We start from the raw sequence: 12650 nt of genomic DNA, 5'->3' as shown, positions 1-12650 counted from the left end.
TTCCACTGCTCGTGGTTCATGGAGACGCCGATCTGATCAATCCGCTCTCCGCCAGCCGCCGGGTGGTCGACCTCGTGCCGTCGGCGACTCTGCGGACCTGTCCGGGTGGCTACCACGGGTTGGAGGAGGAAGCCGAGGGCCCGGTCACCGAAGGCGCGGTGCGGGGCCAGGTCCAGGCGGACCACAGGATGAAGGCGATGAGGATCAGTTCCAAGACGACGCCGAGGCCGTAGAAGTACAGCCAGGACGCGCCCACCACGTTGAACACCGTGACGGGGATATAGAGCGAAGCCACGATGAGGTTCGCGAGGCGGTTGACCCCGGCGGGCAGCGTCATCGACAGCACGACCATGAAGATCGGGACAGCCAGCAGGGTCAGCGCTGCGGTCGAAAACGTCTGGGAGAGGCTGAATTCGAAGACCCTGCCGTCGAGGATGTCCTCGACGACGCCGGGCGTGAAGAAGTTGAGAATATCCACGTAGGCGTACAGGAACATGAAGCTCGTCCACGCTGCGGCGAGCTCGGCTCGCACCGGCATCGGCTGGTCTTCCAGGGAGGTTTTCATCATGGGCTCCAGTTGTCGAGCGGATCGGTAGATCAACGATCGCTGAGCCCGGCGCCGAACACACCGGCCCGGAGGCCGGAGTTCACCTGGCCGATGGCCTGGTCTCTGTCTCGTACTTTCGGCGGATACGCCGAGGCCCGCCGATCCCTAGGCTGGGGTGGTGGTCACTGTCCGTCGCTCCCTCTGGCACGAGCCTCGGCCTGCTGACGCCCCACCCATCGGTCGTCTCGACTGGCTGCTGGTGGGGGTGTTCGCGGCCGCCACCGTGGTCGAATGCATCGTCGCGCCGGGCTCGCCCTGGCGACCCCTTGTGGTGGTGCTCGCCCTGGCGCTGATGCCTGCCCTGCTCTGGCGGCGAAGCCGCCCCCTGACGGCCGCCCTGGTCGGGTGGGGCGTCGCCGGACTGCTCTCGATCCTGCAGCTCACCGCGCATGCCGGGGACCTCGGCCGCTATTGCATGCCGGTCGTCTTGATCCTGCTCTACTCCCTGGTGCGGTGGGGTTCAGGACGGGAGATCGTCGCGGGGACGGCGTTCGTGACAGTCGTTGTCGCGCTGGGGATGTACGCCTCTTCCGCAGGCTGGGCCGACGTTTTCGGCGGAACCGTCCTCGTGCTGTTGCTCATCGCCCTGGCGGTGGTGTTCCGCTACCGCGCCGACCTCTGGCATCGCCAACAGCGCGAGATCCGCAATCAGGAACGGGTGTCGCTGGCGCGCGAGCTGCACGACATCGTGGCCCACCACGTCTCGGCCATCGCGGTGCAGGCGCAGGCCGGTCGCGTGGTCGCCGCCGTCCAGCCAGAGAAGGCTGCCGAGGTCCTGGCCGCGATAGAGTCCGAAGCGTCGCGAACCCTGGCTGAGATGAGATCCATGGTGCGGGTGCTGCGTGAGGACGAAACCGTCGCCTACGCACCGCAACCGGGTGTCGCGGACCTGCCCGCGCTGGCCCGCGCCGACGCGACGCCCACCGTCGAAGTCTCGCTGGACGGTTCGTCGACCCGGCTGGCACGACCCGTGGACGCCGCGCTCTACCGGCTCGCGCAGGAGTCGCTGACCAACGCGGTACGGCACGCCCGGAGCGCGACCCGCGTCGGAATCGACGTACGCCGCGATGGCGATACCGTCAGGCTGCGGGTCAGCGACGATGGACAGACCGAGCCGGGGCCGGTCCCGGAGCCTGGATTCGGCCTGCTCGGCATGGCCGAACGCGCCGAACTCCTCGGCGGATCGCTGTGCGCGGGGCCGGGGCCGGCGGGCGGCTGGGTGGTCGAGGCCGTGCTGCCGGTGGAGACACCGGCATGAGCATTCGTGTGCTCGTCGCCGACGACCAGGACTTGGTCCGGACCGGGTTGGTGATGATCCTCAGCGCGCAACCCGGCCTCGAGGTCGTGGGAGAGGCAGCAGACGGGCTCACAGCACTCGACCTGGCGACCCGGCTGCGTCCCGATGTCCTCCTTGTCGACATCCGGATGCCCGGTCTCGACGGCATCGAGGTGACGCGGCGCCTGGCCGGGCCGGAGGTGACGAGCCCGATGGCGGTCGTCGTGATCACCACCTTCGACCTCGATGAGTACGTCCTCGGCGCCCTACGCGCCGGGGCCCGCGGCTTCCTGCTCAAGGACGCCGGGCCGGAGCTCCTCGTGCAGGCCATCCACGCGGCGGCCGACGGCGACGCGCTCATCGCCCCCAACGTCACCCGTCGGCTGCTGGCGACCTTCGCCGACCAGGCGCCGGTGGTACCGGTCCAGCCCATCGACCCGCTCACCGAGCGCGAGGAGCAGGTGCTCGCGCTGGTGGCGCGCGGCCGGACCAACGCCGAGATCGCCATCGAGCTCTTCGTCGGCCTGAGCACGGTCAAGACCCACATCGCATCGTTGATGTCCAAGCTCGGCGCCCGCAACCGCGTCGAGATCGCGATGTGGGCGTATGACACCAGGCGCGTGCGAGCCGATTAGCGGGAGCTAAAAATCCGAGTCTTTCCCGGAAATGACCCCGCTGCTCGCTGCGGTCATCATGATCGCGTGTCCGACGACCCGGGACGTTCGGTGGCGGGCATGCTGCCGTGGGCGCCGGAGCAGCCCACCGGAGGTCTGCGCGCCGGCTGCGCGTACGTCGTGACGGCTACTGTCGATGCCCCGGTCTCGGAGGCCGGTGAGGTCTCCGCGGATTACATCACAGTCGAAGTCGGTGGCTCTTCAGCAGTTCGGCGGGGCGGATTCATTCGCGCCGCGGAATTCGAATCTGATCGCTCCGGGCGGCGAGGAGGGTAGTGCGATGGCCGCACCGCGGTCGGGGGTCCAGCTGCGGGGGACCAGCACGTAGTGGTCGCCGATGCGGGTCAGCGGGACCAGCCCGTCATATCGGAACCGGTAAGCCGCGGGAATCGCCGGATCGGGGTGACAGTCGACGGTGCGGACCTCGGTACGCGAGAGGTGCAGATCCTTTTCGCTGTAGATGACCACTCCGGGCTGGTCGGCCAATTGCGCGGCCCACTGGCGTGCCCGGGTCTGCCCGACGGCCACCGAGTAGTCGGTGGCGATCCAGAACAGACTCAGCCCGATGATGACGAACAGCACCGACCATTCCGCGGCCGCCGCCGCGAAGGCTTGCGATTGTGTGGCCGCGTCGTCGGGTAGAGGGCGCGGCCTGCGGGCGCGGCGTCGCACCACCATCAGCCACAGTAGGAGTGTTCCGGCGATGATCGAGATGGGTGCCACGCACAGCCCGCGATTGAACGGTGTTATCACGTAGATGCGGCTGAGGCCATTAACGAGAGCGGCCGCGGCCACCAGCACGACGGTGGCCTTCACCCACCGGCCCGGTTCGCGGCGGCGCACCGAGTCCGGTAATGCCAGATAACCCCATTGCAAGGTCATTCCGATGACCGCGACCACGGTCAGCGGTACGAACAAGGCATCGACGGTGCGCATCAAGTATTCGCGCATACTGGGATCGAGGGTGGTGGAGTCGACCCCGAAGTAGTGGAAGAACCAGTAGACGTGTGCCCACCCGAAGTAGAACAGCACCGCCACGAGCAATGTCGCCGGCGCGACGAACTGCCCGATCGAGCGCGCGACTGTCCCGAAACCGTCGAACGGCGAACCGGTCACCGTGCGGGTCGAGTCGGGCTCATTCGGTGGGTGTGACACCAGGGCTACCCTCAGGCGGTGGCACGATCAGGGGTGCCGTCGACGGACCAGAAACGGTGGGCTCTGTGGTGCCGGGCTCTGTTGTGGTTGTGCCCGGCCCTGTTGTGCGTGGCCCTGTCGGGGCTGGTTCGGAAGGTGTTGTGGCGGGATAGAAGTGCTCGGGGTCTTCATCACACGGCATCTGGATCGGATCCAAGGTGCCCGTGTAGAGGATGATTTGCGCACCCGGCTCCACGACGACCGATGGGGTTGCACTCCCGGGGTTGTCAGAATCGGGCTTCCCGCCGGCGTATCCAGAGAGTTGGCAACGACTTCTTGTCGTATCGGTACCCTCACGGACCACCACGGTCGCACAGCCAGGGCACACGGCCGCGATATCGGCCTTCACCTTACGTTCCATCGTGACAATCGACGCGCCGGTGTTGAGAGTGATCGCGGGAATCTTGAACGGTGCCCCCTGCACCTGATCGGCGTCGGTCTTTCCTGGTAGACCCGGCGGTCCCTGGGGCCCTGCGGTGGCAGTGGTCGAGGGCACCGCTGCGGGAGCGGTCGATCCGCCACCGGGCGTGGTGGCATTGTTGCTCGTCTCGGGTATCGAGGTCGCGCAGCCTCCTGCTATCAGAGCAGCGGCCACACAGGCCAATATGCACCGGTCACGCATGACCGCTCCTCTCCTGATCGGCGGCTGCCTCGGAACCTTCGTGCTGCCCAGGATCGCTGAATAGCAGGCCGAGAACGGCCGTCGCCATCTGCTCATGCTCTGATTCTCGGAGGGCGGCCGCGCCAGAGCATGCGTAGCGCACTACTCGAATTCGCCGGATTGTGCTCTCGGACTTTCGCGGCGAGCTCGAGACCGGGACACAACGCCCCGTGGTGATTTTCTCGATGTCTGCTGCCCAGCTTCATCATCGGCATCCTGAGTTTCAGGCTCGTCGTTTACCCGCAGCTGTACTCGTTCGCTATAGAGGGGCGATGTCGTCAACAACGCTCTGCAACCGAACGTCGCACGACGCCGAATTCGGCCGCTGCGAACAGGCCATTCACCGCCTGTGCTTGTCGATGGCCCGCCCCACCAGCCGCCCGGGGTGCTGGTATTCGGACAAATCGCTGTTGGTCAACCATGCAGCTTCGACACTGAGTTCATGAGCCGGCATAACCCATAAGCGGGGTTGTTCGCTGTGGGACGACCGATCTGCCGCGCCCAAACTTCGCCGGCCAGCCCGTCTTTGTCGCGTCGCGGCGGGTCGCGCTCATCGGGGGGAGTGCGCGAGAAGTCCCCGAACGAACTCGTCGATCTGCTGCTACGCACTTACAGAGCTGGCCCGCCACTACCTGATTCGAGATTCCGCGCTCCCGCTGGCTGATTGGTGGATGATCTTCGCCAGTTGCGTTCAGTGGCAGGAGGATTCGGGCCGCGAGCTGTGCTGATCAGCCGAGGCCGGCATGCCACGCGATTCGGGACCATCAGGACAGCCCAGTGCCGACAGCTTGTACTTCGGTGCGGTGGTCGGCGGCCGTGATCAGGTCGTCGAGGCGGTGCAAGGCGTTGGTCATGGTGACGATGTGGTCGGCGAGGCGGCCGCGTTCGGCGAGTAGTTCGTCGCGTTGGGTGGGGGTGGTGTGGCCGGTGTCGATGCAGGGCAACAGCTTTGCGATGGTGCGGCTGCCGAGTCCGGCCGCGTAGAACTGCTGGAAGATGCGTACCCGCTCGACCGCTTCCTCGGTGTAGACGCGCTGGCCGGAGGCGGTGCGCTCGGGGGCCAGTAGTTCCTGTTCCTCGTAGTACCGCAGGGCGCGCACACTGACACCGGCGCGGTGGGCGAGTTCTCCGATTCGCATGAGATGTGCCGCCTTTCACACTGGATCGGCTTGCCTCTCACGCCGACGTTAGGTTTTAGCGTAGCGGTCATGGAACTCGAGAACTCGATCGCACTGGTGACCGGCGCCAATCGTGGCATCGGCCGACGCTTCGTCACTGAATTGCAGAGCCGGGGTGCAGCGAAGATCTATGCGGCAGCCCGCAATCCGGAGGAGGTGGATCTGCCCGGGGTGGTACCGATCCGGTTGGATGTCACCGACGATGCGTCCGTCACGGCCGCGGCGGCAGCGGCGGGTGACGTGACCCTGCTGATCAACAACGCTGGTGTGTCGACGTACGCGAAACTGGTGGACGGCCCGATGCCCGATATCCGGCAGGAGATGGAGACCAACTACTTCGGCACCTTGCGCATGGTCCGCGCCTTCGCGCCGGTACTGGCCGCGAACGGCGGTGGTGCAGTGCTCAATGTGCTGTCGGTGATGGCCTGGATGGCCTACGAACATTCCAACAGCTACTCCGCCTCCAAGGCCGCGGCCTGGGCGCTGACCAACGGCATCCGTGTCGAACTCGCCGATCAGGGCACCCAGGTCACCGGACTGGCTATGGCCAGCGTCGATACCGACATGATGGCAGGGATCGACGTCGACAAGACCGACCCGGCCCTGATCGCGCGCCGCGCACTCGACGGTGTGCGAGCGGGCGCCCTCGAGGTGCTGGCCGATGCGCAGACCGTGGCCTGGAAGGCGCGTCTCGGTGAGGATCCGGCGCTGCTCTATCCGCAACTCGTCGGTCCCACATCCCGTCGGCCGTGATCCGCACGAAGTGCGCGGTCACGGCAGGTAGCCTCCGCCCGCGATACGGAACTCGGTCGCGTCGTGGGACGGTGCGGAGCCGAACGCCCGCTTGTAGTCGCGACTGAACTGGGAGGGATTAAGTCGATCTCGATGTCATTTCCCTCCCCGAACACCGACTTCCACGGTTCGAGATGCGAAGGGTAGCCGTAACGGCTGAACCCGAAGGCGTGCATCGCCACGATCAGCTTGTCGGCGTCCGGAGACGGGATATACCAGGCCGCCAATGGGACACCGTCGGTGGACGGGTAGGAGATCTCCTCGAATTCCAATCCTGCGTCGGCCGGTGTTCGTAGCAGCGGAGACCGCGAGGAATAGGCGAGTTCGCGCGCGAGAGAGTCGAGTGCTTCCTCGCGCTCCGGTGTGTCCGGATTTACCCACGCCGGGTGGTTGGTCCGTTTGCGGTCGTCTCGGCGGAAGGCCACATCGTGGGCGGCCCAGATCGCCGCGAACTCGGCCGAGCTGCTTCGGTATCCGCTGTGGAGCGGCGGCCGGCGGCGGCCCGCAGATCGGCGGCGACGCCGGGTTCTACCACGAAATTCGCCGGGCGGTGGCAGAGCGTTGGCACATTTCGAGGGCTGATTCGTCAGCGCAACAGGTCAGATTCCCAGTCCGCGAACCGATCTCGCATCGCTGAGAAATCAGCAACAGTGACGCCGTAGGGCGTGAAGTCGCGGTCGGGGATCTGGTGGGGGGCCTAGCCGAGCGCCGTGACCACATCGCGCAGAGCGTCCGGCCTCCAGTGATCCCGGTCGCGTAGCAGAGGGTCGTCGTGCTCGGGTCAGGAATTCCCCACATTCGCGAATACGGCGCTTGCCCGCACGATGCGTTTGTCCGCGGCGGAGAGATAGCAATTGGCGAATGCGAGGCGACCCCCGACCTTCTGCACGTCGGTGGTGCTGACGACGACATCACCGTGCGACGCGGCACCGACGAAGTCGACGTCGCGCGTAGGAGACCGTCACGTCGAAGAGTTGTTCGGCGGGGTCGGCGAGTCGGCGCAGCTCGCCCATGAGATCGCCGAGTGGATAGCGTTCGTGCTGCTTCAGCTGGCGCACATCGGCTTTCACCGCGGATGCCAAATCGCGCACGGTGTGATGGCCTGATGTCCGGATGGGCAGCGGAAGCGTGTTGGCGAAGTGACCGATGGTGGCCTGCTCGGTGGGGTTGGTGCGGTTACCGAACGGGATGCCGATGGCGACGTCCTCGGTGCGCAGCACGCGCGACAGGTAGAGGCCGAGCATTGCGCAGAAGTACGGATACAGGGACAAGCCCGCGTCCCGAATCCGGTTGACCAGCAGGCGATCCAGCGTGAACTCGTACGCGGTGACCGGCGCCAGGCCCTCACCCGCGCGCGGACGGTCGAACAGCGCGGGGGTGATGTCGCGCAGTCTGGCTGTCACGGCGTCGCGATCGGCGACGTACTGATCGCCGGACCGGTAATCGTGTTCGAAGGGCAAGCACTCAAGAAATGACGACCCCGGCAACTCGATCGGATTCCCCGCCATCGTGGTGGCGTAATCGGTGAGAACCTGGGCGCCGATGTGGAACAGCCCGGTCGCGTCGGCGGCGACATGGTGGGTCGTCAGGACGAGGTACGAGGACTCCGCGCCGGCGCGGATGACGTGCGCCCGGAACGGCACCGCCCCGATCAGGTCGATCGCCGAACTGGTGAGCAGCTCGATCCGACGCTGCGCCTCGGCCTGCGGATCGGGGGAATCGCCGACGTCGATCACCTGAACCGGTGGCATCGGGTCGGTCGAGAGTTCCTGGTAGGGAACACCGTCCAGGACGCGGTAGCGCAGCCGGAGGCCGTCGTTGCGCGCCCAGGTCCGCTCGATCGCGGCGACCATCGTGGCGACGTCGATGGCGAGGGAGAAGCGGCCGACCACGCCGGCGAGATAGCTGGGCAGACCGGGGAAATGTTCGACGATCGCCCAGATGTCGCGCTGATAGGCGGTAAGCGGATAGCGCGTGGAAACGGACATGGATATACCCCTGAGGCAAATAGCTGAAATGTGCGCGATCGCGCGACACTGCTGCGATCCGATTACGTCCGGTGGCGATCTTCGCCCGGCTTATCGGGCGATTTCACAATTGGTGTCTGGATACATACTGATCACCAATAGCGGTGTGCTGGAATATAAGTCAGGAAGTTTATGCTGCGGTCACGGTATTTCTCGGCGCTTGTCGGACGCAGCCTGGGCGAGGGATGCGCGGTCGATGGAGCGTTTGAGGATCTTGCCGGTTGCTCCCTTCGGCAAGGTGTCGACGAACTGGATCACGCGCGGGATCTTGTAGGCGGAGAGGCGTTCTCGGGCCCACGTCGACACGTCGTCGGCGCTGAGGGTCGATGCCGGGTGGCGGACGACGACAGTGGCGACTTCCTCGCCGTAGTGGTCGTCGGGGATGCCGATCACGGCTACCTCGATGATGTCGGGGTGTGCGAAAAGGGTTTCCTCGACTTCGCTCGGGTAGACGTTGTAGCCGCCGCGGATGATGAGGTCCTTGGCTCGGTCGACGATGCGCAGGTCGCCGTCGGCGTCAGTGGTGCCCAGGTCGCCGGTGCGCAGCCAGCCGTCGGCGTCGAGAACGGCGGCCGTGTCGGAGGGTCGTTCCCAGTAGCCTTTCATGACCGTCGCCCCGCGGATGAAGATCTCGCCGACGGTCGAGGGCGGGCACGGATCGCCTGCCTCGTCGCGGACCTCGATTCGGGTGAGTGGTGTTGGGCTGCCGACGGATCCGACTTTCGGGCCCCGGTCGATGTCGGTGAAGGTGCCGAAGGCGGTGGTTTCGGTGAGGCCGTAGCCCTCGAGGATGGTGCAGCCGAAGCGTGCTTCGAACTGCTGGGTCACCGCGGCGGGCAGGGACGCGCCGCCGGAGATCGCGATGCGCAGTTGCGCGAAGTCGGCGGGGTCGGTGTCGTCGGCGGCGTGCAGCATGGCGTTCCACATGGTCGGGACCCCGGCCAGCACGGTGAGCCGGTCGCGACGCAGCATCGCTGTCATCGCCGCCGCGTCGAACCGGGACAGCAACGACAGTGACCCGCCTGCGGTGAAGGTGGTCATCATGACCGAGGCCTGGCCGAAGACGTGGAACAGCGGCAGTGCGGTGCCGGTGCGGTCAGTACGCGTCGACCGGCTGCACGCGACGCCGATCTCGCCCGCGGACAACAGATTTCGCACCGTCAGCTGGGCGCCTTTGGGTCGGCCGGTGGTGCCCGAGGTGTAGAGGATCGCGGCGGTGTCCTCGGGGTCGCGATCCCGAACCTCCGTCGACGCCGGACCCGAATCCGCGCCCAACCCCAGTGTCCGGACCGGTACGCCACAGGCATTGGCGGCCGACGATGCGGCGGGACCCAATCCGTACCAGGCGATCACGAGCGCGCATTTCGCATCGTTGAGCACATATTCGACTTCGGCTCGCGTCGACATCGTGTTCACCGGAACGACGACAGCACCGGCCACTTGAATGCCCATGTACGCGACGACGAATTCGGGAACCGACGGTGCGATGAGCAGGACCCGATCGCCGACTCGAAGCCCGGAGCCGATCAGTATCGTCGCGTAATTGATACTGGCCGAACGTAATTGGTGATAGGTCCACGCGGTGTATCCGCCGGGAACGGAACTTTCGCCGCGAATGGCCACCGTGTCGGGATGGGAATCCGCGTGCCGACGAACGGGGTCGAAAAGGTTTGCCATGATCGTGTCCTGTCATCAGGGTTGCCGGGTCGCGCATTCGTCGGCACGCGGATTGCGAACCAGCTCCGAACTGGGTTCGTCGAAGGTCATCACCTGGTGGTCCTCGGCGTAACGGGGCCAGCCGGGGTCACCGTCGGTGGCGAAACCGACCCAGGCCGCGTGCATTTCGTCGGCGATCCGCTGCGGCGGATTCGGGCCGGTGAGGCTGGTCGCCGCGGCCAGGGTGTCGAAGACGAAGGGCACCTCGAGCGCGTGCACCGCACCGAAGCCCTCGCGCCGCCAGCCGAATTCGTAGAGGTAGGCGGGAGTGTCGACCGCAGCCTGGAGTTCGACGAGTTCCCTTGTCGGACCACGGAATACGGCGTCGGTGACCATTGCCGCCAGCAGGTCGCCGGCGGTGGCATGCTGGCGGTTGACCGCGTACGGTCTGATCGCGGCGGCACCGATGCCGAAGCGCGCGAGCGCGAACGGCAGTGTGTCGACAGTGATCGCGTCACCGAGCCCGGTCGGCACGGTGAACAGCCGGAATTCCTCCGTGGTGTAGCCCGCGAGCAGAGCGATGCCGCGAGCCGATCCCGCCGCGATCGCCTCGACCGGCACTACGGGAACAACGTCACCGTCCACGACGGGAAAGAAGCTCATGCCCGCGCCGACCGTCAACACCGAAGTGCCCCAGCGCGCCGGGTTCGGGTCGCGGGCGAAGTCCGCGCGCAGTGTCTCCTGCGCGGCCAGCAGCGCGGAGGGCGATACTGCCGCGAAGGCCTCCGCAGTCGCAGGCACGCCGAGTGCTCTGCCGAGTTCGCCACTGAGTAGACGGGCGTCGTCGATGGTGGCCGCCATGGCGGGGTTGCCGCTCTGCATGATCGCGCGAGCGAACAGACCCGTGGCAGCGGGCGAACCGAGCAGCGCGGCGATGCTCATCGCACCGGCCGATTGGCCGAAGACGGTGACATTGTCGGGGTCACCGCCGAACGCCCGGATGTTGTCGCGCACCCAGGCCAATGCGAATAGCTGATCGAGCAGGCCACGGTTGGCCGGCGCGCCGTCCAGCACGGCGAATCCCGCCGCGCCGAGCCGGTAGTTGATCGATACGAGCACCACGCCGTCGCGGGCGAACGCTGCACCGTCGTAGGCCGGAACGGCGTTGGCGCCGTGGACGAACGAACCACCGTGAATCCACACCATGACGGGTAGCCCGCCACCGCCTGGCGTCCACACGTTCACGTTCAGCGATTCCGTGCCCGCCACGAGATGAGTGCCCAGGATCTGCTCGATCCCGGGCGGATACGGGCCCTGTAGGCAGGTGGGACCGAGTGTGTCCGCGTCGCGAATCCCGTCCCAGCCCATGACCGGTTCGGGTGCGCGGAACCGAGCCGGACCCACCGGGGGTGCGGCGTAGGGCACCCCGAGAAACGCGCTGACGCCATCGACCGTGCGACCTCGGACCTTGCCGCCGGTGACCTCGACGACCGGGCGGTTCACAGGTCGACCAAGTCGTACTCGGAGACCCGGGCGGTCAGGAAACGCAGGTGGTCGTCGGCGTTGCCGAGCGTTTGATCGATGGCGGTGAGTCGCGCGAAATACCTCGAGATCGAGTACTCCTTGGTCAGCCCGATGCCGCCGTGCAGCTGGACGGCTTCCTGGCCGACGAAGCGAGCCGACCGCCCGACGCGCAGCTTCGCGCGCGAGGCCACCGTCTGGTCGATCAGGCCGTCGGCCAAGGCCGTCGAGGCGTAGACAGACATGGCGCGAGCCAGCGCCACCGCGACGTACATGTCGGCGGCGCGGTGGGTGAGTGCTTGAAACGTGCGCAGTGGAACGCCGAATTGTTCACGGGTACAGAGGTACTCGGCTGTTATTCGCAAGGCCTCGGTCATCGAGCCCACCGCTTCGGCGCACAGTGCCGCCTGCGCGGCGACCTCGGCGGACTCGATGGCGGCCTCGGCGTTGAACGCGGACAGGGGTTCGGCCGTGGCCTGCTCGAAGACGATATCGGCTACCTGTCGACCGTCATGGGTCGCTGTCGGGTGCTTGGTCACGCCCGCATCAGCGGGGTCGACGAGGTACAGGCCGATGCCGTGGGGGCCCATCGCGCTGACAATGAGCAGATCGGCCTCGTCGCCGTGCAGGACCGGCGACTTGTATCCGGTGATCTTCCACGAAGTGCCGTGTCGTACGGCCGACGTCGTCGGCGTCCGCAACGGCCAGCGCGACAGTGGCTCCTCGTGGGCGAACGCGAGGCGCAGCTCCCCGGTCGCCACCTTGGGCAGCAACTCGCGACGCTGGGCCGGACTGGCCGCCTCGACCAGTAGGCCGCCCGGCAGGTAGGCGCAGTCGAGCAGGGGAATCCCGGCCAGGCTGGTGCCGAGTTCGGACATGACGATCATCGCCTCGACCGGGCCCGCGCCCTGACCGCCGTCGGATTCGGGGAAGGTGAGCCCGAGGAGGCCGAGGTCGGCGAAGGTGGCCCACAGGTCGGGGGCATCGGTGGAGGTGGCGTCGGCGAGGACGTTGCTGACCGTGTCGCGCAGCATCGTGTGTTCGGCGGTGGGTTCGAAATCCAT

At 66.6% G+C, this 12650-nt stretch carries 11 protein-coding genes and 1 pseudogene; 5 read left to right on the top strand and 7 right to left on the bottom strand.

Annotation, left to right across the window (positions count from 1 at the left end):
- Positions 1-11 precede the first annotated feature (11 nt).
- A pseudogene (locus tag ACFW6D_RS02070) lies at positions 12-74 on the top strand (hypothetical protein); the annotation flags it as partial.
- Between the two features lie 35 nt (positions 75-109).
- On the opposite strand, the gene ACFW6D_RS02065 reads toward ACFW6D_RS02070, so the two are convergent.
- Complete coding sequence (locus ACFW6D_RS02065; protein ID WP_379323830.1) at positions 110-565, bottom strand: DUF6326 family protein; 456 nt, start codon at positions 563-565, stop codon at positions 110-112.
- 160 nt (positions 566-725) lie between these two features.
- Between ACFW6D_RS02065 and ACFW6D_RS02060 the strand changes: the two genes are divergently transcribed.
- Together ACFW6D_RS02060 and ACFW6D_RS02055 are read left to right on the top strand one after the other, a co-directional pair.
- Positions 726-1865 carry a sensor histidine kinase gene (locus ACFW6D_RS02060; RefSeq protein ID WP_379323828.1) on the top strand — a complete coding sequence of 380 codons (1140 nt, stop codon included), beginning with the start codon at positions 726-728 and terminating at the stop codon, positions 1863-1865.
- Positions 1862-2518 (top strand): response regulator, encoded by a 657-nt coding sequence (locus tag ACFW6D_RS02055; protein WP_379323826.1) that lies wholly within the window; start codon positions 1862-1864, stop codon positions 2516-2518. Before ACFW6D_RS02060 ends, ACFW6D_RS02055 begins: the two co-directional genes overlap by 4 nt.
- Before the next feature lie 240 nt (positions 2519-2758).
- On the opposite strand, the gene ACFW6D_RS02050 is transcribed toward ACFW6D_RS02055, so the two are convergent.
- Positions 2759-3712 (bottom strand): hypothetical protein, encoded by a 954-nt coding sequence (locus ACFW6D_RS02050; protein WP_379323824.1) that lies wholly within the window; start codon positions 3710-3712, stop codon positions 2759-2761.
- A 515-nt stretch (positions 3713-4227) separates the two neighbouring features.
- Between ACFW6D_RS02050 and ACFW6D_RS02045 the strand changes: the two genes are divergently transcribed.
- Positions 4228-4437: a hypothetical protein gene (locus ACFW6D_RS02045; protein ID WP_379323822.1), complete on the top strand. Its 210-nt coding sequence runs from the start codon at positions 4228-4230 to the stop codon at positions 4435-4437.
- Positions 4438-5176: 739 nt separating this feature from the next.
- On the opposite strand, the gene ACFW6D_RS02040 is transcribed toward ACFW6D_RS02045, so the two are convergent.
- Positions 5177-5551 carry a MerR family transcriptional regulator gene (locus ACFW6D_RS02040; RefSeq protein ID WP_379323820.1) on the bottom strand — a complete coding sequence of 125 codons (375 nt, stop codon included), beginning with the start codon at positions 5549-5551 and terminating at the stop codon, positions 5177-5179.
- Positions 5552-5620: 69 nt separating this feature from the next.
- On the opposite strand from ACFW6D_RS02040, the gene ACFW6D_RS02035 reads away from it, so the two are divergent.
- Positions 5621-6343, top strand: a complete 723-nt coding sequence (locus ACFW6D_RS02035; RefSeq protein ID WP_379323818.1) for an SDR family oxidoreductase — start codon at positions 5621-5623, stop codon at positions 6341-6343.
- Positions 6344-7293: 950 nt separating this feature from the next.
- Here ACFW6D_RS02035 and ACFW6D_RS02030 read toward each other — a convergent pair.
- The 4 genes from ACFW6D_RS02030 to ACFW6D_RS02015 form a co-directional block, all read right to left on the bottom strand.
- Positions 7294-8370: a condensation domain-containing protein gene (locus ACFW6D_RS02030; RefSeq protein WP_379323816.1), complete on the bottom strand. Its 1077-nt coding sequence runs from the start codon at positions 8368-8370 to the stop codon at positions 7294-7296.
- Between the two features lie 180 nt (positions 8371-8550).
- Positions 8551-10086 carry an AMP-binding protein gene (locus ACFW6D_RS02025; protein ID WP_379323814.1) on the bottom strand — a complete coding sequence of 512 codons (1536 nt, stop codon included), beginning with the start codon at positions 10084-10086 and terminating at the stop codon, positions 8551-8553.
- 15 nt (positions 10087-10101) lie between these two features.
- Complete coding sequence (locus ACFW6D_RS02020) at positions 10102-11568, bottom strand: carboxylesterase/lipase family protein (RefSeq protein WP_379323812.1); 1467 nt, start codon at positions 11566-11568, stop codon at positions 10102-10104.
- Positions 11565-12650 carry an acyl-CoA dehydrogenase family protein gene (locus ACFW6D_RS02015; protein WP_379323811.1) on the bottom strand — a complete coding sequence of 362 codons (1086 nt, stop codon included), beginning with the start codon at positions 12648-12650 and terminating at the stop codon, positions 11565-11567. Before ACFW6D_RS02015 ends, ACFW6D_RS02020 begins: the two co-directional genes overlap by 4 nt.

This window comes from Nocardia sp. NPDC058705 (genome assembly GCF_042749305.1).
In the GTDB taxonomy this organism is placed as follows: domain Bacteria; phylum Actinomycetota; class Actinomycetes; order Mycobacteriales; family Mycobacteriaceae; genus Nocardia.
Note: the sequence above shows the minus strand (reverse complement) of the source record. Positions and strands in the feature narration are given on the sequence as shown.

What these genes read in the sequence shown, in the direction of transcription:
- ACFW6D_RS02065 (WP_379323830.1), bottom strand. Translation starts at nt 565, where the DNA reads ATGAAAACCTCCCTGGAAGACCAGCCGATGCCGGTGCGAGCCGAGCTC.
- ACFW6D_RS02055 (WP_379323826.1), top strand. Translation starts at nt 1,862, where the DNA reads ATGAGCATTCGTGTGCTCGTCGCCGACGACCAGGACTTGGTCCGGACC.
- ACFW6D_RS02040 (WP_379323820.1), bottom strand. Translation starts at nt 5,551, where the DNA reads ATGCGAATCGGAGAACTCGCCCACCGCGCCGGTGTCAGTGTGCGCGCC.
- ACFW6D_RS02035 (WP_379323818.1), top strand. Translation starts at nt 5,621, where the DNA reads ATGGAACTCGAGAACTCGATCGCACTGGTGACCGGCGCCAATCGTGGC.
- ACFW6D_RS02030 (WP_379323816.1), bottom strand. Translation starts at nt 8,370, where the DNA reads ATGTCCGTTTCCACGCGCTATCCGCTTACCGCCTATCAGCGCGACATC.
- ACFW6D_RS02025 (WP_379323814.1), bottom strand. Translation starts at nt 10,086, where the DNA reads ATGGCAAACCTTTTCGACCCCGTTCGTCGGCACGCGGATTCCCATCCC.
- ACFW6D_RS02015 (WP_379323811.1), bottom strand. Translation starts at nt 12,650, where the DNA reads ATGGATTTCGAACCCACCGCCGAACACACGATGCTGCGCGACACGGTC.